21 protein-coding genes are annotated in these 22,022 nt (G+C 59.4%); 16 read left to right on the forward strand and 5 right to left on the reverse strand.

Features of this window, described 5'->3' with window-relative positions; genetic code table 11:
• The first annotated feature begins 61 nt into the window (after window positions 1-61).
• The 3 genes from BN4575_RS09605 to BN4575_RS09615 all read left to right on the forward strand — a co-directional run bounded on the left by BN4575_RS09605 (window position 62) and on the right by BN4575_RS09615 (window position 3,966).
• Window positions 62-976: an ABC transporter six-transmembrane domain-containing protein gene (locus BN4575_RS09605; RefSeq protein ID WP_068978019.1), complete on the forward strand. Its 915-nt coding sequence runs from the start codon at window positions 62-64 to the stop codon at window positions 974-976.
• A 37-nt stretch (window positions 977-1,013) separates the two neighbouring features.
• The gene (locus BN4575_RS09610; RefSeq protein WP_068978020.1) at window positions 1,014-2,405 is read left to right on the forward strand and encodes an NAD(P)/FAD-dependent oxidoreductase; all 1,392 of its coding nucleotides are present in this window, start codon (window positions 1,014-1,016) and stop codon (window positions 2,403-2,405) included.
• A gap of 205 nt (window positions 2,406-2,610) precedes the next feature.
• Window positions 2,611-3,966, forward strand: a complete 1,356-nt coding sequence (locus BN4575_RS09615) for an NAD(P)/FAD-dependent oxidoreductase (protein WP_068978021.1) — start codon at window positions 2,611-2,613, stop codon at window positions 3,964-3,966.
• A 62-nt stretch (window positions 3,967-4,028) separates the two neighbouring features.
• Here BN4575_RS09615 and BN4575_RS09620 read toward each other — a convergent pair whose 3' ends face one another.
• The gene (locus BN4575_RS09620) at window positions 4,029-4,676 is read right to left on the reverse strand and encodes a class I SAM-dependent methyltransferase (protein WP_068978022.1); all 648 of its coding nucleotides are present in this window, start codon (window positions 4,674-4,676) and stop codon (window positions 4,029-4,031) included.
• A 130-nt stretch (window positions 4,677-4,806) separates the two neighbouring features.
• On the opposite strand from BN4575_RS09620, the gene BN4575_RS09625 reads away from it, so the two are divergent.
• The 7 genes from BN4575_RS09625 (at window position 4,807) to BN4575_RS09655 (ending at window position 11,367) form a co-directional block, all read left to right on the forward strand.
• Window positions 4,807-5,466 carry a thermostable hemolysin gene (locus BN4575_RS09625; protein ID WP_068978023.1) on the forward strand — a complete coding sequence of 220 codons (660 nt, stop codon included), beginning with the start codon at window positions 4,807-4,809 and terminating at the stop codon, window positions 5,464-5,466.
• Window positions 5,463-6,929 (forward strand): AMP-dependent synthetase/ligase, encoded by a 1,467-nt coding sequence (locus BN4575_RS09630; RefSeq protein WP_068978024.1) that lies wholly within the window; start codon window positions 5,463-5,465, stop codon window positions 6,927-6,929. The genes BN4575_RS09625 and BN4575_RS09630 overlap by 4 nt, the downstream gene beginning before the upstream one ends.
• Window positions 6,926-7,579, forward strand: coding sequence for a TenA family transcriptional regulator (locus BN4575_RS09635; RefSeq protein ID WP_068978025.1), 654 nt, complete (start codon window positions 6,926-6,928; stop codon window positions 7,577-7,579). Before BN4575_RS09630 ends, BN4575_RS09635 begins: the two co-directional genes overlap by 4 nt.
• Before the next feature lie 34 nt (window positions 7,580-7,613).
• On the forward strand, window positions 7,614-8,483 hold the full coding sequence (locus BN4575_RS09640) for an SDR family oxidoreductase (RefSeq protein WP_068978026.1): 870 nt from the start codon (window positions 7,614-7,616) through the stop codon (window positions 8,481-8,483).
• 67 nt (window positions 8,484-8,550) lie between these two features.
• Window positions 8,551-9,117, forward strand: coding sequence for a tetratricopeptide repeat protein (locus BN4575_RS09645; protein WP_234918700.1), 567 nt, complete (start codon window positions 8,551-8,553; stop codon window positions 9,115-9,117).
• A 130-nt stretch (window positions 9,118-9,247) separates the two neighbouring features.
• A complete protein-coding gene (locus BN4575_RS09650) occupies window positions 9,248-9,934 on the forward strand; it encodes a response regulator (RefSeq protein ID WP_005335091.1) in 687 nt (228 codons plus the stop codon).
• On the forward strand, window positions 9,931-11,367 hold the full coding sequence (locus BN4575_RS09655; protein WP_068978028.1) for an ATP-binding protein: 1,437 nt from the start codon (window positions 9,931-9,933) through the stop codon (window positions 11,365-11,367). The genes BN4575_RS09650 and BN4575_RS09655 overlap by 4 nt, the downstream gene beginning before the upstream one ends.
• 38 nt (window positions 11,368-11,405) lie before the next feature.
• Here BN4575_RS09655 and BN4575_RS09660 read toward each other — a convergent pair whose 3' ends face one another.
• Window positions 11,406-11,900 carry a retropepsin-like aspartic peptidase RloA3 gene (locus BN4575_RS09660; RefSeq protein ID WP_068978029.1) on the reverse strand — a complete coding sequence of 165 codons (495 nt, stop codon included), beginning with the start codon at window positions 11,898-11,900 and terminating at the stop codon, window positions 11,406-11,408.
• Between the two features lie 381 nt (window positions 11,901-12,281).
• Here BN4575_RS09660 and BN4575_RS09665 point away from each other — a divergent pair, with 381 nt between their 5' ends.
• From BN4575_RS09665 to BN4575_RS09685, 5 genes are all read left to right on the forward strand, one after another.
• A complete protein-coding gene (locus BN4575_RS09665; RefSeq protein WP_068978030.1) occupies window positions 12,282-13,325 on the forward strand; it encodes a GMP reductase in 1,044 nt (347 codons plus the stop codon).
• Window positions 13,326-13,420: 95 nt separating this feature from the next.
• On the forward strand, window positions 13,421-14,629 hold the full coding sequence (gene earP / locus BN4575_RS09670; RefSeq protein WP_068978031.1) for an elongation factor P maturation arginine rhamnosyltransferase EarP: 1,209 nt from the start codon (window positions 13,421-13,423) through the stop codon (window positions 14,627-14,629).
• Between the two features lie 45 nt (window positions 14,630-14,674).
• Window positions 14,675-15,241 carry an elongation factor P gene (efp, locus tag BN4575_RS09675; RefSeq protein WP_042022911.1) on the forward strand — a complete coding sequence of 189 codons (567 nt, stop codon included), beginning with the start codon at window positions 14,675-14,677 and terminating at the stop codon, window positions 15,239-15,241.
• Window positions 15,242-15,375: 134 nt separating this feature from the next.
• Window positions 15,376-16,140, forward strand: coding sequence for a DUF3530 family protein (locus BN4575_RS09680; protein ID WP_068978032.1), 765 nt, complete (start codon window positions 15,376-15,378; stop codon window positions 16,138-16,140).
• Window positions 16,141-16,293: 153 nt separating this feature from the next.
• Window positions 16,294-17,250: a D-2-hydroxyacid dehydrogenase gene (locus BN4575_RS09685; RefSeq protein ID WP_068978033.1), complete on the forward strand. Its 957-nt coding sequence runs from the start codon at window positions 16,294-16,296 to the stop codon at window positions 17,248-17,250.
• Between the two features lie 227 nt (window positions 17,251-17,477).
• Here the strand turns inward: BN4575_RS09685 and BN4575_RS09690 are convergent, their stop codons facing one another.
• The 3 genes from BN4575_RS09690 to BN4575_RS22065 all read right to left on the reverse strand — a co-directional run bounded on the left by BN4575_RS09690 (window position 17,478) and on the right by BN4575_RS22065 (window position 20,380).
• Window positions 17,478-19,355, reverse strand: a complete 1,878-nt coding sequence (locus BN4575_RS09690; RefSeq protein ID WP_068978034.1) for a methyl-accepting chemotaxis protein — start codon at window positions 19,353-19,355, stop codon at window positions 17,478-17,480.
• Between the two features lie 152 nt (window positions 19,356-19,507).
• The gene (locus BN4575_RS09695; RefSeq protein ID WP_068978035.1) at window positions 19,508-20,191 is read right to left on the reverse strand and encodes a glycerophosphodiester phosphodiesterase; all 684 of its coding nucleotides are present in this window, start codon (window positions 20,189-20,191) and stop codon (window positions 19,508-19,510) included.
• Window positions 20,192-20,215: 24 nt separating this feature from the next.
• Window positions 20,216-20,380, reverse strand: a complete 165-nt coding sequence (locus BN4575_RS22065) for a hypothetical protein (protein WP_162515581.1) — start codon at window positions 20,378-20,380, stop codon at window positions 20,216-20,218.
• Between the two features lie 155 nt (window positions 20,381-20,535).
• On the opposite strand from BN4575_RS22065, the gene BN4575_RS09700 reads away from it, so the two are divergent.
• Window positions 20,536-21,873: an MATE family efflux transporter gene (locus tag BN4575_RS09700; protein WP_068978036.1), complete on the forward strand. Its 1,338-nt coding sequence runs from the start codon at window positions 20,536-20,538 to the stop codon at window positions 21,871-21,873.
• Window positions 21,874-22,022: the final 149 nt, after the last annotated feature.

The following is a 22,022-nucleotide window of genomic DNA, read 5'->3' on the forward strand; positions in this document are numbered from 1 at the left end:
CTCAAACAAACTTTGAGCACTCGCTCAAACTTAGCATTTCCGACATCTTAGGAGATAACCCATGACAACACCAACCACTTCGGCAGCCAGTTGCAACGAGCAGGCTACGCCGTTGCCACACTCGGCCGGTCGTTCGCTGGGGGCGATTGCGCGGGCCAATCCCCTCAAGCTGGCGGGCACCTTCTCGCTGGTGGCCCTCGAAAACATCCTGCTGGTGGTCTATCCCCTGTTTGCCGGCTTTGCCATCGACGCCATCGTCAAGGGACAGTGGTGGCAGGCCTCGAGCTACGCCCTCATCGTGCTGCTGTTCTGGCTGATCGGCGCCCTGCGCCGGGCGGTCGATACCCGCACCTTTACCCATATCTATGCGGCGCTGGCGGTGCCGGTGATCCTGACCCAGCGCCAGCAGCAGGAGCGGCAATCCACCATAGTGGCGCGGGTCACCCTGGCGCGGGAGTTTGTCGACTTCTTCGAGAAACATATCCCGATCCTGGCCACCAGCCTGATCTCCATCGTCGGGGCGGCCGTGATGCTGATGGTGATCGAGTTCTGGGTCGGCATCGCCTGTATGGGGGTATTGCTGCTGTTCGGCCTGCTGCTGCCCGGCTTTTCGCGCAAGAACCAGCTGCTGCACGAGCGGCTCAACGATCGGCTGGAACACGAGGTCAAGCTGGTCACCCATGCCCAGTCAGCCAGTCTCTCCCGCCACTACCGTGCGCTGGCCTGGCTCCGCATCCGGATTTCGGATCGGGAGGCGCTCGCTTTTCTGGCGGTCGGTATCAGCGCCTCCCTGCTGTTCCTGCTGGCCATCACCATGCTGATGGCCCAGCCCCAGGTCTCGGCAGGCCATGTCTATGCTGTGATGACCTACCTCTGGAACTTCGTCACCAGTCTCGACGAGGGGCCCGGTCTGGCCGATCAGCTGGCCCGGCTGCGAGACATCGGCCGCCGGGTCAATACCGCCCAACCCGATTGAATGATTTGACATTTTGTATCTGTAACCGGAGTAGAAGATGAATCCGACCACCCTTTGCCAACGAGCGTTAACCATGTGCATCAGCTGTTTTTTTCTCGCCGCCTGCGGCCCCAAGATGAGCGACTTTGAGCCCAACACCAGCTACTGGTTCAAGGAGAAACCGGCAGAGGAGAGTGCCCCGCTGGCGCAAGACATGAAGGTGGATATAGCCATCGTCGGCGGCGGCTACAGCGGCCTCTCCAGCGCCTGGCATCTGGCCAAGGCCAATCCGTCGCTCAAGATCGCCATCTTCGAAGCCAAGCAGGTGGGCAGTGGTGCCTCGGGCCGCAACGGCGGCATGGTGTTGCCGGGCTCCGAGGTGATGGACCTCTACGAAGAGGGGGAAGCGAGCAAGCGCCACTACGATCTCACCGTCGCCAGCATGCGCAAGCTGCAGGCGCTGGTTGCCTCAACCGGCGTCGAGGCCGACCTCAAGCTCGATGGCTATGTGGAGGCGATCCTCGATGAGGAGGATATCGCCGAGTACCGCGACTATGTGAAAACCGCCAATCGCCTCGGCATCCCGCTCCAGTACTGGAACGCCGATACCACAGAGGCAAAACTCGGCACCGATCGCTACGTGGGGGCGGTCTACGACCCCAATGGCGGTCAGGTACACGCCATGAAGCTGGTCAATGCCCTGCGCAAGGCGGTGGAGCAGGCGGGCGTCACCATCTACGAGCAGAGCCCGGTAATGGGGATCAAGGAGGGCAAGCAGATCGAACTGAATGTGGCCGACAACTACAAGGTGACCGCCGACAGCATAGTGCTGGCGACCAACGGCTATACCTCCAAGCTTGGCTACTTCAGCGGCCGGGTCTTTCCGGTGCACGCCCAGAGCGCCGTCACCGAGCCGCTTACCCGGGATCAGCTCAACGCCATTCAGTGGCAAAGCAAGGTGCCCTACTACGACACCCGCAATATCCTGTTCCATCTGGTGTTGACCCCGGATAACCGCATCGTCATCGGCGGCGGCAATGCCGAGTACGTCTTCAACGACGGCCTCAACTACAAGGGCGACCTCAACCGGGTCAGCGAGATGATGATGACCGAGCTGGTGACCCTCTATCCGGCCCTCAAGGGGATCAAATTTGAGCAGGTGTGGGACGGGGTGCTCGGCATGACCGGCGACAGCACCGAAGCGGTGGGAGTTATGGGGGACCACAACAACATCTACTACGCCCTCGGCTACAACGGCCACGGCATCAACCTCTCCTTCCTGTTTGGCGACATCGTTGCCAGCCTCTATCAAGGCAAGGAGCATCCCTGGTTCAACCACGCCGAACAGACCCTGCCGATGTGGCTGCCGCCTGAGCCGTTCAAGTCAATCGGCGTCAAATCTGCCCTGATGTTCTATCACTGGCAGGATCGCGGCTATCTGGAGCCATAACGCGCTATGTATCTGCCAACCTGCGGTTTGGCCCGCAGCACTGACATCCATTTTCCATGGCTGCCCGACACACTGCGGGGTGATAGAGCGGGCAGCATGGGTTGGCAGCAGCAACCGACGTTTGACAAGAGACGCCAGCATTGCTGGCTGACATCGAATTAGCTAAATCTCGCGCGAATTTTTTTACTATCAATGGAGAGTCAACATGCGTGTATTTCCGGTATTAAAAGGCACTATTTTTTCGCTGATCGCGTTGAGTGGCACACTCGCTACCAACGCCTTCGCCAACGAGGAAAATATCGCCAAATTTTATGATGACAATCAGAGTTACTGGGCTCAGTTCTTGCCCAACGTAAACGCCAGCCTCAATAAAGATATTGATGTGGATGTCGCCGTCATCGGCGGTGGATATACGGGATTATCTGCCGCATACCATATCAAGAAATCCAATCCGGCCAGCACTGTGGTCATTTTGGAAGCAAAGCGGGTCGGCAATGGCGCATCTGGCCGTAATGGCGCTCTGGTGTTGGCGCAAACCTATAGCGAAGGCGGCTTTGTGATGGGTGATCACAAAGCGAATCATAAAGAGATTTATGACATTACCGTCAATAGCATGCACCGGATTAAACGGTTGGCCGAATCGACCGGCATTGACCCGGGGTACGTACTCAATGGCCAATCGTTGGGGATTTTTAACCCTGAAAATATGGATGATGCCAAAGAGTATGTGGCTCAGGCCAAAAAACTGGGCATGCCGATTGAATTGTGGGGCAAAGAGAAAGCCGTGAATATGCTCGGCTCACCAGAGCTGGTCGGTGCGGTATATGATCCCAATGGCGGCATGGTCAACCCGGGCAAGCTGGTCGCCGCGCTCAAGAAACTGGCGGAAGATGCCGGGGTCGTCATCTATGAAAACAGCCCGGTGCTGGAATATGAAGAAGATGGCAAGCTGATTTCATTGCCAGTCAAGGTCAATGAAAAACGCTATGAAGTTACCGCAAAAAATATTGTTGTGGCAGCCAATGCCTATGCCGGAAAGACGCTTGGCTTCAAGCCTGATGATATTGAACCCTCTCACACTCAAGTGGCAGTCACGGCCCCACTGACGGATGCGCAATACAACAGTATTGGCTGGAAAAACAACATCTCATGGTATGACGACCAATATGCCGGAACGGACAGTGATGCCACCTACCACATGGTCATGACCGCTGACCATCGCATTGTTATTGGTGGTGGTAGCGTCGAATACAATAAGGGGGATGACCTGCAGTACCCCGGTGATTTGAAAAAGATTGAAGCTCAAATCTCCAAGCGTATTGGTGAGCTCTATCCATCAATAAAAGGGATCAAAATTGAAAAAACCTGGGACGGGATCATTGCAGAAACCACAACCAAGAATGAAATGATCGGCGTCACCGGTACGAATCAGAATATTTATTATGCCCTTGGATATAACGGCGGACAGGGCGTTAACGTTGCCTTCTTGTTTGGCGAGCTGGTCTCCAAGCTCTACAACAAGCAAGATGACAAATTGTTGAGCATCATGCTGGATAAATAACTGATAACGTTAAATGCAGGGCATTTAACTACTTCCTAAAACCATCCATCAGCAGGCACGCCTCAGGGCGTGCCTTTTTGCAATACCGCCACATCGGCGTGAGGGAAGCTGAGCTCGGCCTGCCAGCTGGCTGCCAACACCTGAAACGATGCCTCGGCAAAGAAGACGATGTGGGTCGGGTCGTGGCGATAGCGCCAGTTTTTAAACCGCTCGTCACTGAGCACCCGCTGGGTTTGCAACACCAGCAGGCCACCGGGCTTGAGGCAATCCCACAACTGCGCCAGCACGGCGCGCGGCTCGGCAATGTGCTCGATCACCTCGGTACTGGTGATGAAGTCATACTGGCGCGTCAGCAACTCGGGAAAATCGGCGTAGAACTTGTCGTACCCCGCCATCTGGTAACCCGCCTCGCCCCCCATCGCCACCAGCGCAGGGCCCGGGCCACAGCCAAAGTCGAGGCCACTGGCAGGCGCTGCCACCCGGATCAGCACCTCGCCAAAAGCCCGCATCAGAAAGGTGCGATAACGGGGATCATCCACCCGATTGTCGTGACCGTCATAGACCGCCTTCTCCGCCACCTCATCCAGATGATCGCCCGCATCCAGCCAGACCAGCTCGCACGCGAGGCAGCGATGATAGCGCTTGCCTGCCACCGGCAGGGGATAACTGCGATGGCTGGCACACAGGGGGCAGCAGACGGTGGATGACATGGTGGTTCCTCAACAGTGACAGCGGCGCAGATTGCCTGCCTGCCGCGTCGCTGACAACTTTTTTTGCTCCTTAAGGGTTTCTTAAGTTTGCCCTTTTACTCTAAACCCATCAAAAGAGAAGGAGTCACCCATGACCACCGAGATCCAAGCCCCCTACCGGTTGATCCTGGCCGAATCAGAGCAGCAGGTCATGGCGCTGCAAGCCTATATCCAGGCCGCCTACACCCTCGAGTTCAATGCCCGCATCCCCCATTTTCTCCCCTGCCTGCTGGGGCTCTATCGGGCAGACGGGACACTGGTCGGTGCCTGTGGTCTCAATCATGCCAGTGAGGGGCCTCTCTATCTGGAACAGTATCTGGAACAACCCATCGAGGCCGCCATCAATACCCGCCTCGGGGTCTATCCGGCACGCAACCGCATTATCGAAGTGGGCAATCTGGCCTGCAGCGAACCGGGCAATGCCCGCCTGATGTTTGCAGCGCTGTGCCGTCTGCTGTGTGAAAACGCCCTCGACTACGTGGTCTTTACCGGCACCGCCAAGCTGCGCAACAGCTTCACCCGTCTGCGCCTCAACCCGGTGGAACTGGCCCCCGCCCAGGCTCATCAGGTAGGTGAAGATGCCGCAGCCTGGGGCGAATACTACCGCTGCCAACCCAAAGTGATGGTGGGCGATATCAATCAGGGTCGTGAAGTCCTGGCCCAGAATAGCCTGCTGCTCAACCTGCTGGTCCCCATGCCGACCCTTTTTAGCCACACCTGCATCAATAGCGACAAAAGGTGCGCCCAATGAACCTGTTCGACGTCATCGCCAAACACGCCAGCCAGATGCCGCAACAACCGGCACTGCGCGACAGCCATCAGCTGCTGGATTACCAGACTCTGTGGCAGCAAATTCAACGGCTGGCCAGCCAGCTGGAACAGGCGGGGATCAGCCGCCTGGCCCTGCAACTGGATAACGGCCTGCCCTGGGCATTGATGGATCTGGCCTGTAGCAAGGCGGGGATCGTGGTCATCCCGGTCCCCCACTTCTTCAGTCTGGCCCAGCAAGAGTGGTTGCTGGAGAGCAGCGGCGCCGATGCACTGGTGGGACCGTGCCATCAGGGGTGGCATGCCGCAGAGCCCCTCAAACTGGTCACTGGTGAACTGCCGCTGTGGCGCCACACCCCGGCCAATCGTCCGGTGCTGCCCAAGGGCACGGCCAAGATCACCTACACCTCCGGCACCACGGGCCAGCCCAAGGGCGTCTGTCTGTCACTGGCCCAGATGATGGCGGTGAGCGCCGCACTGGCCGAGCGCGTCTCCCCGGCACAGGTAGAAAAACACCTCACCCTGCTGCCGCTGGCCACCCTGCTCGAGAACATTACCGGCCTCTATGTACCACTGCTGACCGGCGCCTGCAGCCGCATCCCGTCGCTCGGGGAGCTCGGCTTCACCGGTTCCAGCTCACTCAACCCGGCCATGCTGGCCCAGGCGCTGCTGCGCTGGCCAACCCACAGTCTGGTGCTGGTGCCCGAGCTGCTGCGCCTGCTGCTTGCCCTGTGTGCCAGCACACCGACGCTGATCCAGCAGCTCAAGGGGTTGCGTTTTATCGCCGTCGGTGGCGGCAAGGTCGCCCCCGACCTTATCGCTCATGCGCGCCAAATTGGCCTGCCGGTTTATGAGGGGTATGGCCTCTCGGAGTGCGGCTCCGTGGTCGCCCTCAACAGCCTGAACGCTGACAAGCCGGGTAGCGTGGGCCGCCCCCTGACGCACTGCCAGGTCTCCATTGCCGATGATGGCGAGATCCTGGTGCGCGGCAATCCGATGCTGGGTTATCTGGGAGACGATGAGCCCAAGCCGGAGCAGATCGCCACCGGCGACCTGGGACATCTGGATGATGAGGGCTACCTCCATATCACCGGACGCAAGAAGAATGTCCAGATCACCGCCTTTGGCCGCAACTTCTCCCCCGAGTGGGTCGAGGCTGAAGCCCAGCTCTGTCCCGCCATCGCCCGTATCGTGGTCTTTGGCGATGGCCAGCCCGCCAACGTGGCGCTGATCCAGCCACTGCCGGGAGCCGAAGCCGACCTGCCCCGCCAAATTGAAGGATTGAACAGCCGTTTACCCGATTATGCCCGGCTGCACCACTGGTTGCCGGTCGCGCTGGATCAACATCCCGGGCTGCTGACCGCCAACGGGCGCCCTCGTCGCAACGAGATTTACCAACACTTTTCCCAGCAAATTAGCCAATGCCTTACAGGAGAATCGTCATGAGCTTCTACCAGACTCTGCAACAAGCTACTGCCCAGGATCGCGAGCATCTGTTCAACGCCCCCATCATCGAAGCCTGTCGCCGTGGCGACATCAGCCGTGACACCTATCTCGCCTTTCTGGCGCAGGCTTACTACCACGTGCGCCAGACGGTTCCGCTCTTGATGGCAACCGGCGGCAAGCTGGGTCAGGAGTACGAGTGGGTACGCGGTGCCCTTGCCGAGTACATCGACGAGGAGTATGGCCATCAGGAGTGGATCCTCAATGATATCCGCGCCTGTGGCGGCGATGCCGAGGCGGTACGCCACGGTCAGCCGGGGCTGCCCATCGAGCTGATGGTGGCCTTCCTCTACGACCAGATCCAGCGCGGCAACCCCATGGGCTTCTTCGGCATGGTGCAGGTACTGGAAGGCACCAGCGTGGCCATCGCCCTCACCGTCGCCGACCAGCTGAAGAGCGGCCTCGGACTGCCTCCACAAGCGATGAGCTACCTGAGCTCCCACGGTACTCTGGATCAGGAGCACCTCAAGTTCTTCGAATCCCTGATGGATCGGGTCGAGAGCCCGGCGGATCAGGCGGCCATCATCCACGGGGCCAAGGTGGTCTACCGCCTCTATGGCGAGATGCTCTACAACCTCACCGCCACTGTGTAAATCGGCAGCAGACAGCAAAAAGGGAACCCACACCATGAAGCTTGAAGGGAAACTCGTGCTGCTCACCGGCGCCAGCGGTGGCATAGGTGAGGAGCTGGCGCAGGAGCTGGCCGCCCAGGGGGCCCACCTGCTGCTGCACGGCCGCCGCGGTCCAGCGCTGGAGCGACTGTGCAAGTCACTGCCGCATCCCGAGCGCCATCAGGTGGTGCTCGCCGACCTCGGCTCTGCCCAGGAGCGGGCCAAGCTGTTGCAACACCCGGCGTTGGAGAACGGGATCGACATCCTGATCAACAACGCTGGCTGCAACCAGTTTGCCTGGCTGGAAGATCAGAGCTTCGAGCAGGTGGAGCGCCAGCTGCTGCTCAATATCGAGGCGCCCATCCAGCTCACCCGTGCCCTGCTGCCAACCATGCGCAAGCCGGGGATCATCATGAACATGGGGTCGAGCCTGGGCAGCATCGGCTACCCCGGTTACAGCGTCTACTGCGCCAGCAAATTTGCCCTGCGCGGCTTTAGCGAAGCGCTGGGACGGGAGCTGGAGGGCAGCGGCATCAAGGTGCTGCACTTTGCCCCCCGCGCCACCCGCACCAAACTCAATTCCGAAGCGGCTTACGAGATGAATGCAGCGCTCGGCACCCAGACCGACAGCCCGCAGGAAGTAGCGGAAGAGGCGGTCATCGCCCTGTGCAACGAAACCCGCCGCAGCTGGCTCGGCTGGCCGGAAAAACTGTTCGTGCGGCTCAACGCCCTGCTGCCCGGCATCGTCGATAAAGCGCTGGCCAGACAGCTGCCGATCATCAAACGTTATGCCCGTCATCTTCAGCCAGGGACGGCTGATGCCGGCGCCAACAGTGCGCCACAACCAGACTTGTCCCGCCCGATCCCGACCAAGAAGGAGCATTAATATGAATTTTGTCCGTCAATCAGTGACCTCTTGTGCCATCGCCATCCTGCTGGGGTCCTCCTCGGTCATGGCCGCGGGTGATGCCCTCGTCCCCATCCAGCAACAGTGGGCCGTCTGCCAGTATCAACAGACCGGCAAGGCGAAAGAGAGCTGCCTCGAAACTCTGAGCACCCGGGCCGAAGCGGCCAGCGCCAAGGAGCCTTTTCGTGCCGATCTGCTGATCTGGTCGGCCATCGTCAAGAGCACCTGGGCGGGGGCCAAAGGGGGGCTGGGGGCTCTGGGGCTGGTGAAAGAGGCCAAGGCCAAGCTGGAGCTTGCGCTCAAGCAGGATCCCAAGGCGCTGGACGGCTCCGCCTACACCAGTCTGGGATCCCTCTACTATCAGGTGCCCGGCTGGCCGGTCGGCTTTGGCGATGACGAAAAGGCAGAGCAGCTGCTCAAGCAGGCGCTGGCCATCAATCCGGATGGCATCGACCCCAACTTCTTCTATGGCGACTTCCTGCTGGATCAGGGTCGCAAGGCCGAGGCCAAAACCTACCTCGACAAGGCGCTGGCCGCCCCGGCCCGCCCGGGCCGCGAAGTGGCCGACGAAGGGCGCAGAATGGAGATCCGCGATCGGCTGGCCAAGCTATAAAACCCAGATGGATCAAAGAACTATTTAAACTCTGCCCACCAGCTTGCATACTGGTGGGCAGGGTTGTTTATGCCACGGCACGCCCTGGCGCTGAGCCAGATCGCGACACCCAACAAACAGGGAGAAAAGAATGCGGATCCTGCTGGTAGAAGATGATGTGATGCTGGGGGATGGTATGCAGGATGCACTGCGCCATAGCGGCTACACGGTGGACTGGCTGCAACAGGGGTTGCCCGCTCTGGCTGCCCTCAAGAGCGACGAGTTCGCCGCCCTGATCCTCGATCTCAATCTGCCCGACATCGATGGCCTCAGCCTGCTGCGCAAGTTGCGACGTGAAGGACACCAGCTGCCTGTGCTGATCCTCACCGCCCGCGATGCGCTGGACGATCGGGTGGTCGGCCTCGATGCCGGCTCCGACGACTACATGGTCAAGCCCTTCGCCCTGCAGGAGCTCAACGCCCGCCTGCGCGCCCTGGTTCGTCGCAGCAAGGGGCAGGCTCAGGCGGTACTGGAGTATGGCGATATTCTTATCTATCCCGAATCCCAGCAGGTCACCTATCAGGGGGAGGCGGTCAAACTCACCCCCCACGAATACAAGTTGCTGCAGGAGCTGATCAGCCAGAGCGGCCGGGTGCTGAGCAAGGATCAGCTGCAACAGAGCCTCTACGGCTGGGATGAAGGGGCCGAGAGCAACGCGGTAGAGGTGCATATCCACCATCTGCGCAAGAAGTTCTACAGCGATCTCATCCGCAATATTCGCGGGGTCGGCTACATCATTCCCCAGCTCGAACAGCCAAGCCGGACACCCGCACGATGAAACGCCCCCGCTCCATTCGCCGCTTTCTGCTCACCGGTATCCTGACGCTGGTGAGCCTGAGTCTTACCATCAGCGCCTTTATCGGCTACATGGAGGCGAGCCACGAAATGGAGGAGCTGTTTGATGCGCGCCTAGCCCAGTCGGCGCGCATCACCAACCAGCTGCTGGCCCGCTATATGGCCCAGCAGGGGCAGTTGCCCGCCAATGGCACCGTCTATCAGGAGTGGGAGGCGCAAAATCCCGATGAGTGGCAAAAAGACCCCAGCCTCAACCTGACCGGCGAGGATCGGGAGATCACCCCCTACGGCCACGAGTTCGAACGCAATCTCTACTTCCAGCTGCTCGATGAAAAGGGCGGCTTGCTGCTGCGCGCCCCCAGCGCCCCGGAGCAGCCGCTGGTCACCCTGGCTATCGGCTTCGACACGGTCGAAAAAGATAATCACCAGTGGCGCACCTTCACTCTCTACAACCAGCAGGAGCAGACCTGGCTGGTGGTAGCCGAGCGGGACGACGAGCGCAGCGAACTGGCCAGCAAGATGGCCACCCTCACCATGCTGCCGCTGCTGATCACCCTGCCCTTTCTGCTGGCCCTGCTTTGGTGGCTCATCACCCGCGGGCTGGCCCCCCTTCGTCAGCTGGCCCAGGCCATCAGCGAACGTCACCCCGCCAACCTGAGCCCGCTCAGCCTCAAGATAAGCGCGCAGGAGCTGACGCCCCTCACCAACGAGATCAACCGGCTGATGCAGGCGCTGGCGGAGACCATAGAGCGGGAGAAGCAGTTCACCAACGAGGCGGCCCACGAGCTGCGCACCCCGCTGGCGGTGCTGCGGATCCACAGTGAAAATGCCCTGACTGCCGAAGATGAAGTGAGCCGCCAGCAATCCCTGCACAAGATGCTGCAAGCCCTCGATCGCAGCGATCGGCTGATCCGCCAACTGCTGACCCAGGCCCGTATCGACAACCAGCAGGGACTGGTGCTGACCGAGCTGGAGATAGGCCACCTGCTGCAAGGCACCCTGGCGACGCTGGCTCCCATCGCGCTCAAGAAGGATCAGCAGCTATCGCTGGAGTGTGAATTTCCGCTGCTGGTGATGGGGCAGGCCACCCTGCTCGAGCTGCTGTTCAGCAACCTGATCGACAATGCGTTGCGCTACACCCAGCCGGAGGGCGAGATCAGGGTGCGGGTTCAGCGAGAAGGCAACCGGGTGAGGGTGGATGTGAGCGACAACGGCCCCGGCATTCCCGCCAGTGCCTTGCCCCGGCTGTATGAACGCTTCTTTCGGGTCAATCCCCAGCAGGGGGATGGCGTCGGCCTTGGCATGGCCATCGTCTCGCGCATCGCCCAGTTGCACGGCGCCGACCTCGATGTCCACAACCGGCCGGAAGGGGGGCTGGAGGTGAGCGTGTTACTCCCGCTCCCGCCGGCAAGATAAGCGATAAGCAAACAGCCCGCGATGCGGGCTGTTTGCTTTCAATGACAGGCTGGCTGCACGGTAAAGGTTCGACTGGCATCTACCGGGCCCAGCTCGGCCAGCAGCCGGCGGCCCAGCAGCACCGGATAGATCATCTTGCTGCGATCCCGCAGGGTGAACCACTCCTCATACACCTTGTCCCCCAGACAGATGGACATGGTCACCGTTGGCCGCTGCTCCATACCGCCCGCCCCGCGCACCGTCACGCTGCGCTCGACCCGCCGCTCGAACTGCTGCTTGACCAGCTTGCCGCTGTCGGCATCGGTAACCACCAGCATGAAGCGCACCCAGGGCTTGCCATCCCGTTTGAATCTGGTGATGGAGCGCGCATCGAGGGAAGAGGTGAGCGCCCCGGTGTCGAGTTTCATCTTCACCGCCACGCCGGTGGGCAAAATAAGCCCCTTCTCGATCCAGCCATAGCTGGTCGGGGTCTCAGCCAGCGCACTGCCACACAGTGCCAGCATCAAGGCGATCCCCACCATCATCTTGCCCATTTTACTGCCCTGCCTTGTCAATCCTGCGCTCAGATCTACCACAGTCCCATTGTGGGTCAATCCGATTTATTTCAGCTACTTGGATAATATCTGGCTGGTCAGGAGAGAGACGACAAGGGGTGGCCGAACGGCGGCCCAAGCGGGAAGGAATATCGAAGGAGAGCAAGGCACTGAACGGTGCTGGATGAAACTGGTGGTTAACCTCAGGTTGTGACGCCAAAGGCTACCACAAGGATTTACAAATTATCAGTCTTGTTCTGAAGGGATTTTTGCCTACACTGTTGTAAACCGGAGGGCCTGAAAACCACCGGTTTTTTTGCGCCTGCCGAAAATTTGCCACTGCAAAAGTGACTTTCAACAAGGCTCAATAAGGAATTTGTAATGCGTATCGAAGAAGACTTGAAGCTCGGTTTCAAGGATGTCCTGTTCCGCCCCAAGCGCTCTACTCTCAAGAGCCGTTCCCAAGTAAGCCTGACCCGTCAGTTCACCTTCAAACACACTCAGACCCAATGGCAGGGCGTACCCGTCATCGCCGCCAACATGGATACCGTCGGCAGCTTCGCCATGGCGCGCACGCTGGCCGGTTTCGAGATGATGACCGCGGTACACAAGCACTACAGCCTTGAGCAGTGGCAAGCTTTCGTCAACGAGACCGACCCGGCGCTGCTGGGCCATGTGATGGTCTCCACCGGCACCTCGGCTGAAGATTTCGCCAAGACCCGCCAGATCCTCGCCATGTCCGAAGCGCTGCGCTTCATCTGTGTCGACGTGGCCAACGGCTACTCCGAACACTTCGTCGAATTCGTGCGCAAAATTCGTGAAGCCTGCCCCAACCACGTCATTCTGGCGGGCAACGTGGTGACCGGCGAGATGGTCGAAGAGCTGATCCTCTCCGGCGCCGACATCGTCAAGGTTGGCATCGGCCCGGGCTCTGTCTGCACCACTCGCGTCAAGACCGGCGTCGGCTATCCGCAACTCTCCGCCATCATCGAGTGTGCCGATGCGGCCCACGGCCTCGGCGGCCAGATCGTCGCGGACGGTGGTTGCACCTGCCCGGGTGATGTGGCCAAGGCATTCGGCGGCGGCGCCGACTTCGTGATGCTGGGCGGCATGCTGGCAGCCCACGAGGAGTGCGGCGGCGAGATCGTTGATGTGAACGGCGAGCCCTTCATGAAGTTCTACGGCATGAGCTCCTCCAGCGCCATGGACAAGCACGCCGGTGGTGTTGCCGAGTATCGCGCCTCCGAAGGCAAAACCGTGCTGCTGCCCTATCGTGGTCCGGTCGAGAACGCCGTGCGTGACATTCTGGGCGGTGTGCGCTCCACCTGTACCTATGTTGGCGCCAGTCAGCTCAAGGAACTCACCAAGCGCACTACCTTTATCCGGGTACACGAGCAGGAGAACAACGTCTACGGCAAGGAGTAACTTGCAGCAGACCGCCGTCACGCGCTGACGGTTAGAAGCCAATCCACCGGTGTGCTACCCTGCGCACCGGTTTTTTGCATCTGGAACCCCGAGCCATGACCAGCCCCCTGCCCCCCTTTGACTGGGATATTTTCTGTTGCGTCGTAGACAACTTCGGTGACATCGGCGTCACTTGGCGGCTCGCTCGCCAGCTGAAGCGAGAGGGGAAGATCCCCACCCACGGCAATGAAGTACAGGTGCGACTCTGGGTGGACGATCTGGCAAGCTTTGCCCGCATTTGTCCGGGGCTCGATCCGGCGCAGGATGGCCAGTGGGTCGAGGGCATCTATATCCAGCACTGGCATGAGACCCTGCCGACTGACATGACCCCGGCCAAGGTGGTGATCGAGGCCTTTGCCTGCGAGCTGCCCGCCCCCTTCATTGAACGAATGGCCGAGCAGATGGCGAGCCAACCCAGCCCCCCCTGCTGGATCAATCTGGAGTACCTCTCGGCAGAGAGCTGGGTCGAGGATTGCCACGCCCTCGCCTCGCCGCAACGGGTCGGCAACCAGAGCCTCAACAAATACTTCTTCTTCCCGGGCTTTACCGCTAAAACCGGTGGCCTCCTGTGCGAGCAGGGGCTCATCGCCGAACGAGAGCGGTGGCAACAGGATAAGGCAGGCATTGCCGCCTACTGGGCCAGTCTCGGTTTGCCAGCGCAACAAGAGCACGAGCTGCGAGTCAGCCTCTTTACCTACGAAAGCGATGCGCTGAAAAGTCTGGTCAACAGCTGGTGCCAGAGCGCTACCCCCATCACCCTGCTGCTGCCGCTGGGCCGCTCGCTACAGGATGTGCTGCGCGGCGCAGGCCTTGAAGAGGTCATCACCGCCGCCAAGGCGGGAGATCTGCTCCACTCGGGCAATCTCACCATCAAGCTGCTGCCGATGACCGATCAGGCCGGCTACGATCGGCTACTGTGGAGCTGCGATCTCAATCTGGTGCGCGGGGAGGACTCCTTCGTGCGGGCCCAGTGGGCTGCCCGCCCTTTCCTGTGGCACATCTACCCGCAAGAAGAGCAGGCCCACATGATCAAACTGGACGGTTTTCTCGATCACTATCTGGCCGAACTGCCCGCAGACGCAGCCCAATGGCTACGAAATTTCAGCCATGCCCTCAATCAGGGGGAGGAGACAGGCGAACTTTGGGCCCAATGGCCCCGATATAGCGCCATTTGGCAGCAACATGGGCGAAGCTGGTCACAGAAGTTGCTCCGGGATGGGGATCTCGTCACGCGGTTGGTGAAATTTTTAGAAAGCCGTATATAATCTGGCAGTTTTTATCCGTCCGTTTCACGAACAGGAATTTTTTACATGAAAACCGCACAGGAAATCCGCGCTGGTAACGTAGTCATGATCGGTACCGAGCCGATGGTGGTTCAGAAGGCTGAATTCAACAAATCCGGCCGTAACTCCGCCGTGGTCAAAATGAAGCTCAAAGGCCTGCTGAACGGCAGCGCCACCGAGACCGTCTTCAAGGCCGACGACAAGCTGGACGTGGTTCAGCTGGAGCGTAAAGAGTGCACCTACTCTTACTACTCCGATCCCCTGTATGTCTTTATGGACACCGAGTACAACCAGTACGACATCGAGAAAGACAACCTGGGTGACGCGCTGAACTACCTGGTAGACGGTATGGAAGACATCTGCGAAGTAACTTTCTACAACGAGAAAGCCATCTCCGTGGAACTGCCGACCACTATCGTTCGCGAAGTTGAGTACACCGAGCCGTCCGCTCGTGGCGACACCTCCGGTAAAGTGACCAAGCCTGCCCGTCTGAAGGGCACTACCTACGAGCTGGCTGTTGCCGCCTTCGTAGAGATCGGTGACAAGATCGAAATCGACAGCCGCACCGGCGAATTCAAGCGTCGCGTCAACTAATTGACCGCTTTGAATTGATTGCAAAAAAGCGAGCCAACGGCTCGCTTTTTTATTACCTGCGCATTGCCATCACACTACCCACCTTCAGAAAATCCTGCCGCCGCCGCTAACCCTGTTAACCGGGGGTGCATACTATGGCCAGATTATCCTTATCACTGCTGTTATTGACCATGCTGGCTGGCAACGTGACGCAAGCGAGCGAAGTCACGCCCCCCGTCGCCGAACCACTCCCTCTCGATCACTGGCAAGCCAGCGACTGGAAAGGGCTACCCGATGCTACCCAGATCGACAAGCAGACGGTGCTGTTCGCCAAACACGACAGTGAAAACTATCTGGGGCTGGCCATTTTGCTGCCCGACTGGCAGCGCAGCGGCCAACTGTGGCAACTGACCCGCGCCCTTGGTCAGCTGGGCTTTGATACCCTGCTGCTGCTCCCCTCCCCCCAACAGACCGAATTCGACCCCGCCGCCGAGAAAAAAGCGAAAAACAGCGACGAATTTCGCAAGCAGTTTGCCGAGCGGATCAGCAAGCTGGCCGATGCCAAGCTGCAAGAGGGGGGCTTCAAGCTGATCCTGGCGCAAGGCACCGGCGCCGCCTGGACCGCTAATCTCATCGCCAGCGAACAGTTGCCCGCCCCCGATGCGCTGGTACTGCTCGACGGCTTCTTCCCCAATCAGCAGAGTAATCAGATGCTGGCCAAACAAGTGGCGCAGGCTGCCATCCCCACCCTCGATCTCTATCAGGAGGATGGCGGCCGCTGGCCACTCTTAGCCGCAGAGGCCCGTAGAAGCGAGAGCCGGCGCAGCCACAAACTCAACTATCGTCCCTACGCGCTAATGGAACTGGGGGAGACCCCCACCCGCATTCAGGGGTGGCTCAATCATCTGGGCTGGCTCTAAGCAGACCCCACCGCAGCAACAATCAGACGCCAAAGCGCGCGCAAGCTCACATCCGCCGGATAAAGCCCCGACATAACGCAGATGCAGGCTCGCCCTGACCGCATTCTCTTTGGCATCATTGCCTCTCGACTCGGAAAAATGGCAGGCAGGTCCATGCAGCAAATCGTATTTCTCGACAGCGATACCCTGGATGCGGGCATCACCCTGCATCACCCAGACTTCCCCCACCACTGGCAGAGCTATCCGCGAACCGCCCCGGAACAGGTGGTGGAGCGGCTGAAAGATGCCAGCATCGCCATCATCAATAAGGTGCGGATCGGTGCCGCAGAGCTGGCTCAATTGCCGGATCTCAAGCTTATCGCCCTGGCTGCCACCGGCAGTGACAACGTGGATCTGGCAGCATGCCGCGCCGCCAACGTCGGGGTGTGCAACATCCGTAACTACTCGGGCCCCTCGGTGCCGGAGCACGCCATGGCGCTGATGCTGGCCCTGTCGCGCAACCTCTTCTGCTGGCGCCAGTCGCTGCTGGAGGGGCGCTGGCAACAGAGCGGCCAGTTTTGCTTCTTCGACCACAACATCATGGATCTGCACGGCAAGCAGATCGGCATCATCGGCAAGGGCACCCTTGGCCAAGCGCTTGGCGAGCGAGCTAAAGGGATGGGGATGACGGTGCGCTACGCCCAGAGTCAGGTTGGCGCCAGCCACGATGAGGATCGCCTGCCCCTCGATGAACTGCTGCAAAGCTCGGATGTGATCAGCCTGCACTGCCCGCTGACCCCCTACACCCGCAACCTGATTGGCGAGCGGGAGCTGGGGCTGATGAAAGCGGGAGCTTTGTTGATCAACGTCGGCCGTGGTGGACTGGTGGATGAGGAGGCGCTGCTGCAAGCGTTGGCCAATGGCCAGCTCGGTGGCGCAGGCTTCGATGTGGCGAGTGTCGAACCTCCGCCCCCCGATCACCCGCTGATGAAGGCCCTGCAATACCCCCACTTCATTCTGACCCCTCATGTGGCCTGGGCCAGCGAGGAGTCGATGCAGCGCTTGGCCGATCAACTGATAGATAACATCAACGCTTTCGCTGCCGGTCGCCGCCAGCACCGGCTGGTCTGAACCACAGCGCTGCAATCCGCATCCAGCAGCGCCCCCCAGGTCAACGGGTTTGCATCTGCTGACCCTGCACAGCGTATCGGTGCAAAGCGTGGCATCCAGATGAAGGTGGGGCTTAGCCCCTGAACGAACCCGCACTAAAACATGATCTGCAGATCAAAAAAATCCCCGCCAGACAAGGCGGGGATTTTTGTATCAGAGGCTGGCCAACAGGCCACTGGCTATCAGTGTTAAATACGGAACATGCCGACCTGATTGCTCAGCTCCCCCGAAATATTTTTAAGTTGTTCAGAGAGATTACGAGAGCTGTCCGCATCTACCGCCAGTTCGTCGGACACATCTTTCACCGCTTGAATGTTGCGACTTACCTCATCGGTGACGGCCCGTTGCTCTTCAGCGGCACTGGAAATCTGGGTCGCCATGTCGGAGATCTGGTTGATCGAGGTGGTGATCTGCTCCAGCGCATGGGTGGCATTGTTGGCATCATCCACGCTGTTTTGTGCCAGCTGTTGCCCTTCGTGCATGGTGCTGACAGCCCCCTGGGTGTTGCGCTGAAGAGTCTCGATCATGCTGCGGATCTCGACGGTGGAGCTGTGGGTACGCTGTGACAATACCCGCACCTCATCGGCGACCACCGCAAAACCTCGACCCTGTTCGCCCGCCCGGGCGGCTTCAATCGCCGCGTTCAATGCCAGCAGGTTAGTCTGCTCGGCAATGCCCTGAATGGTAGAAAGGATGGTGTTGATCTCCTGAGCGTTCTTCTCCAGCTCCTGAATGATGTTGGAGGCCTGCTCTACCTGGGTCGCCAGATCAGTGATGGAGCGCTGATTGCGAGCGATCACCTGCTTGCCGTGCTCACAACTACTAGAAGACGAACGAGCCGCATCTGCTGTCTGCTCAGCGTTACTGGCTACCTCGACCGCAGTGGCTGACATTTCGTGTACCGCAGTGGCGATCTGGGAGATCTCGTTTTGCTGGCGTGCCAGCCCCTGATTGGCCTTCTCCGCCATGCTGTGGGAGGACTTGGCCTGCTGGTTGAGTTGACCGGAGGAGTTGGAGATATCCTGCACCATGACATGGATCCGGTCGATGAAGGTGTTGACGTGTTTGGCAACAGCACCCACCTCATCTTCACGCTCGATCTTGATGCGGCGGGTCAGATCGCCGTTGCCACGGGAGAGATCGGCAATCGCCTCGCCCAGGGTTTTCAGGGGGGCCAGCGAGCCGTTGATGGCGACATAGGAGAAGCCAGCCACGATCAGTATGGTGATGAGCCCCTGAATGAGGGAGGAGGTGACCATGCTGCGTACCGACTGGTAGGCGGTCTCTTCATCCACCATCATGCCGTAATACCAGCTGGTATTGGGGATAGCGTTGAAGTCAAAGACCTCTTTCTTGCCGCTGATCACCAGCTCGTTGATCATGCCGTCATGGGCAATCTGGTTGATGTAAGATGCGGTCAACTCGGGTGCCAGTGCCGTGGCGGGTTTCAAGCTTAGGGAGGCATCAGGGTGCGCGATAATGGTGCCATTGCTGTCTACCAGAATGGCATAAGTCCCTTCGGAGCTGACCGCCAGAATATCCGAGATAAGGGCGCTGATAGAGACGTCGCCGGCGATGACCCCCTGGGTATTGCCACGCTGAAACGGCTCGGCAATGGTAACGATCAACTGGCCACTGGAGATATCGGCATAGGGCGCCGTGATGACCAGTTTTCCTGCCGCCATGGCATCTTGGTACCAGGGGCGCTGGCGGGGATCATAACCGGCAGGCAGATCGGTCGGTTTGCTCTGGATCATCTTGCCATCTGCGGTACCGGCATAGACCAGATCGAAGCCACCTGCGCTCATCGACTGGGCCAGATGGCTGATGGGCTCATCTTCTTTGGCGAATGATTCCTTGGTGGTGCTGACTATGCTGATCCGGGAGTCGACCCAGCGTGAGATCCCCTTGACGTTGGCCATGGAGCTTTCGTCAATGATGTTCCAGACCAGACGCTGGGTTTCACTGCGCAGTTGCGTGGTGTTGTACCAGACTTGCAGGCCGGTGATCACCAGAATGATGATCCCTATCGCAAGGACCAGCTTGTTTTTTATGGATAAGTTCATGGTTACATCCTTGTGAGCGTCAGTCAGAGTGTGTATGTGCAAGTTATTGTTATGAGCCAGTAGCTATCGGCCGTTGTTGAACTTTTTGTATCCCGAACTGCTATTTAAAGTTAGTGCCTAAATCAGTGCTTATCCATATGTGTATCGCGCCCTCATGGCACCAGCAAACGATCGGGTCGATTGGTAAAGATTCCATCGACCCCCATGCTGGCGAGCGTTTCATAATCCTCAGGATAATCAACGGTATAAACCAGCACCTTTAACCCGCGCCTATGGGCATCTTCAACCAGCATCCGGTCGACAAAATCCACATCGCAATTGAGTGACCAGGCCCCCAGATCTTCGGCAAACTGCGCCAGTGTAAACGGCAGATTGGCGGTCAGGGCGCCGAGCCGGATATCGGGCCGCAAAGCAGCAAATCGGGCCAGCTCAGGGTGGTGGAAGGAGGAGACCACCCACTGACAGGCAGCAAAACCGAGCTCTGTTTCTGCCCGCAGGGTCAGGGCTGCCACCGCATCGGCGGTATGAGCGCCCTTGAGCTCAATGTGAAGTTCACAGCGTCCGGCGATGATCTCCATCACCTGCCACAGGGTCGGGATCACCTCCCCCTCACCGGCATCGAGCTGCTCCAGATAAGCGCGAGCTTGTTCGGTCAGTACCCCCTTGCCGTTGCTGCAGCGTTCCAACCGCCGATCGTGGAATACCCACAACTCGCCATCGGCCGCCTGCACGTCGATCTCGATAGCTGGCGCTCCCAACTCCAGCGCTTTGGCCATCGCTTTGAGGGTGTTCTCCGGTGCCAGACCGCTGGCGCCACGGTGGGCAATAATCTGCATATTCAGCTCCTTTTACCTCGAGGGTCAGCCGCGGCTCAGGTGAATGTCGATCTGTTGATAGATCTCGTACAGCTTCTGATTTTCCGGGGTATCGCTCTTGGGTACGCACTGCAACAGGGTTTCGGCTTGTGCCGCTGGCGACATTAACACCAAAGAGAGCAACAGGAGGGTGAGCTGGCGTTGCAACATGAGGCTCGTTTCCATTCAGAAGAGGTGGCCCTAGCCTAAAACAGCTCAGGGAGACGGGTAAAGCCGTCTACATTAATGATTCATAACATAAATAACAGGCAGTTATTGCGCTGTTTCGCTATTATCCTCGCCGCTTTCCCTCCACTGAGCCGAACATGTCAGCTGTTGATCTGGGCACTGCCCCACTATCTCGCCTTTTCTGGCGTTACGTAACCCCGACCGTGGCTGCCATGTTGATCACTGGCATCTATGTCACCATCGATGGCATCTTCGTTGGCCACTTGCTCGGTCAGGACGGCATGGCTGGTCTTATGCTGGCCTATCCCATCTGCGCCGTGCTCTATGCGGTGGGGGCCCTGATCGGCATGGGAGCCTCGTCGCTGGTCTCCTTTTATCTGGGGCAGGGCAACCCGGCCAAAGCCCGCCATATCGTCGGCAATGCGCTGGTGATGGTGCTGCTGGCCTCGGCGTTGCTCAGCTTTATCGGGATCCGCTATGGCGAGCCCATGCTGGCCTGGATGGGGGCGGAAGGGGAGATCTTCACGGCAGGTCTTGCTTATCTGCAGGCCTACGCCTGGCTCGGCGTATTTGCAGTGCTGTCGATGGCATTCAGCTCACTGCTACGCAACGATGGCCGACCCGGGTTTGTCACCATCATCATGGTGGTAGGAGGGTTACTTAATGTGGGGCTCGATTATCTACTGATGGTGGTGTTCCCGTTCGGGCTGGCCGGGGTGGCAACGGCCACCATGATCTCCCAGGCCGTCACCGGCCTTGCCTGTCTGTGGCACTTCTTCACGCCGCGCAGCCAGCTGCGGATCAGCTGGGACACCCTGCGCCCTGATCTCGCGCTGATGGCCGAAACGATACGACTCGGGGTGTCGAGCTTTCTGATGTACCTCTACCTCTCGGTGGTACTGGCGCTGCATAACAAGGCGCTGCTGGCGGTGGGCACTTCGCTGCATGTGGCCGCCTACGGGGTGATCAGCTACACCGAGGCGTTCTTTTATCTGGTGTTCGAGGGGATCGCCATGGGTATCCAGCCCATCGCCAGCTTTAACGCCGGGGCAGGTCACTGGCAGCGGGTGTTGCGGGTGCGCAATCTGGCCCTCGGGGTGACGCTGGGGATCGCCCTGTGCGCCATGATACCGCTCTATCTATGGCCGGAAGGAGCGGTTTATCTGTTTGCCGGTGACAACGCAACCTTGCTGCCAGTGGCTAGCCTCGGGATCTGGCTCTATTTCTGGGGCTTGCCGATGGAAGGGTTACTGCTGGTGGGGGCCACCTATTTCCAAGCCATCAATCGTGCGCGCATCGCTTCACTGCTCACCGGCGGCAAGCTGGTGCTGATCGGCGGCTTCTTGTGGGGATTCTCGACCCTGTGGGGGGTACCCGGTGTCTGGTTGGCGCTACCGACTTGCAGCTCATTGCTGGTACTGGTGATGTGGCGGGCGATGCGCAAGGAGTCAAGGGCACACCCGTTGGCCGGATAGATAGATGAATGTGCAGGGCGGGTAACATCCTGCACATTCATATAAGGGGTGGCGGTTCGTCGGGGGAATGTGTCGCCAAACATGGCGCAAGCCACCTTCAGCATCCATCGATAACATATTCTCTTAGGCACAAAAACGGCCCTGTTTTC

Origin of the sequence: Aeromonas sp. EERV15 (genome assembly GCF_900079845.1) — a bacterium.
GTDB classification, from domain to species: Bacteria; Pseudomonadota; Gammaproteobacteria; order Enterobacterales; family Aeromonadaceae; genus Aeromonas; species Aeromonas sobria.

Coding starts and splice junctions, on each gene's coding strand:
- BN4575_RS09605 (WP_068978019.1), top strand. CDS start 62: ATGACAACACCAACCACTTCGGCAGCCAGTTGCAACGAGCAGGCTACG.
- BN4575_RS09610 (WP_068978020.1), top strand. CDS start 1,014: ATGAATCCGACCACCCTTTGCCAACGAGCGTTAACCATGTGCATCAGC.
- BN4575_RS09615 (WP_068978021.1), top strand. CDS start 2,611: ATGCGTGTATTTCCGGTATTAAAAGGCACTATTTTTTCGCTGATCGCG.
- BN4575_RS09620 (WP_068978022.1), bottom strand. CDS start 4,676: ATGTCATCCACCGTCTGCTGCCCCCTGTGTGCCAGCCATCGCAGTTAT.
- BN4575_RS09625 (WP_068978023.1), top strand. CDS start 4,807: ATGACCACCGAGATCCAAGCCCCCTACCGGTTGATCCTGGCCGAATCA.
- BN4575_RS09630 (WP_068978024.1), top strand. CDS start 5,463: ATGAACCTGTTCGACGTCATCGCCAAACACGCCAGCCAGATGCCGCAA.
- BN4575_RS09635 (WP_068978025.1), top strand. CDS start 6,926: ATGAGCTTCTACCAGACTCTGCAACAAGCTACTGCCCAGGATCGCGAG.
- BN4575_RS09640 (WP_068978026.1), top strand. CDS start 7,614: ATGAAGCTTGAAGGGAAACTCGTGCTGCTCACCGGCGCCAGCGGTGGC.
- BN4575_RS09645 (WP_234918700.1), top strand. CDS start 8,551: ATGGCCGCGGGTGATGCCCTCGTCCCCATCCAGCAACAGTGGGCCGTC.
- BN4575_RS09650 (WP_005335091.1), top strand. CDS start 9,248: ATGCGGATCCTGCTGGTAGAAGATGATGTGATGCTGGGGGATGGTATG.
- BN4575_RS09655 (WP_068978028.1), top strand. CDS start 9,931: ATGAAACGCCCCCGCTCCATTCGCCGCTTTCTGCTCACCGGTATCCTG.
- BN4575_RS09660 (WP_068978029.1), bottom strand. CDS start 11,900: ATGGGCAAGATGATGGTGGGGATCGCCTTGATGCTGGCACTGTGTGGC.
- BN4575_RS09665 (WP_068978030.1), top strand. CDS start 12,282: ATGCGTATCGAAGAAGACTTGAAGCTCGGTTTCAAGGATGTCCTGTTC.
- earP (WP_068978031.1), top strand. CDS start 13,421: ATGACCAGCCCCCTGCCCCCCTTTGACTGGGATATTTTCTGTTGCGTC.
- efp (WP_042022911.1), top strand. CDS start 14,675: ATGAAAACCGCACAGGAAATCCGCGCTGGTAACGTAGTCATGATCGGT.
- BN4575_RS09680 (WP_068978032.1), top strand. CDS start 15,376: ATGGCCAGATTATCCTTATCACTGCTGTTATTGACCATGCTGGCTGGC.
- BN4575_RS09685 (WP_068978033.1), top strand. CDS start 16,294: ATGCAGCAAATCGTATTTCTCGACAGCGATACCCTGGATGCGGGCATC.
- BN4575_RS09690 (WP_068978034.1), bottom strand. CDS start 19,355: ATGAACTTATCCATAAAAAACAAGCTGGTCCTTGCGATAGGGATCATC.
- BN4575_RS09695 (WP_068978035.1), bottom strand. CDS start 20,191: ATGCAGATTATTGCCCACCGTGGCGCCAGCGGTCTGGCACCGGAGAAC.
- BN4575_RS22065 (WP_162515581.1), bottom strand. CDS start 20,380: ATGTTGCAACGCCAGCTCACCCTCCTGTTGCTCTCTTTGGTGTTAATG.
- BN4575_RS09700 (WP_068978036.1), top strand. CDS start 20,536: ATGTCAGCTGTTGATCTGGGCACTGCCCCACTATCTCGCCTTTTCTGG.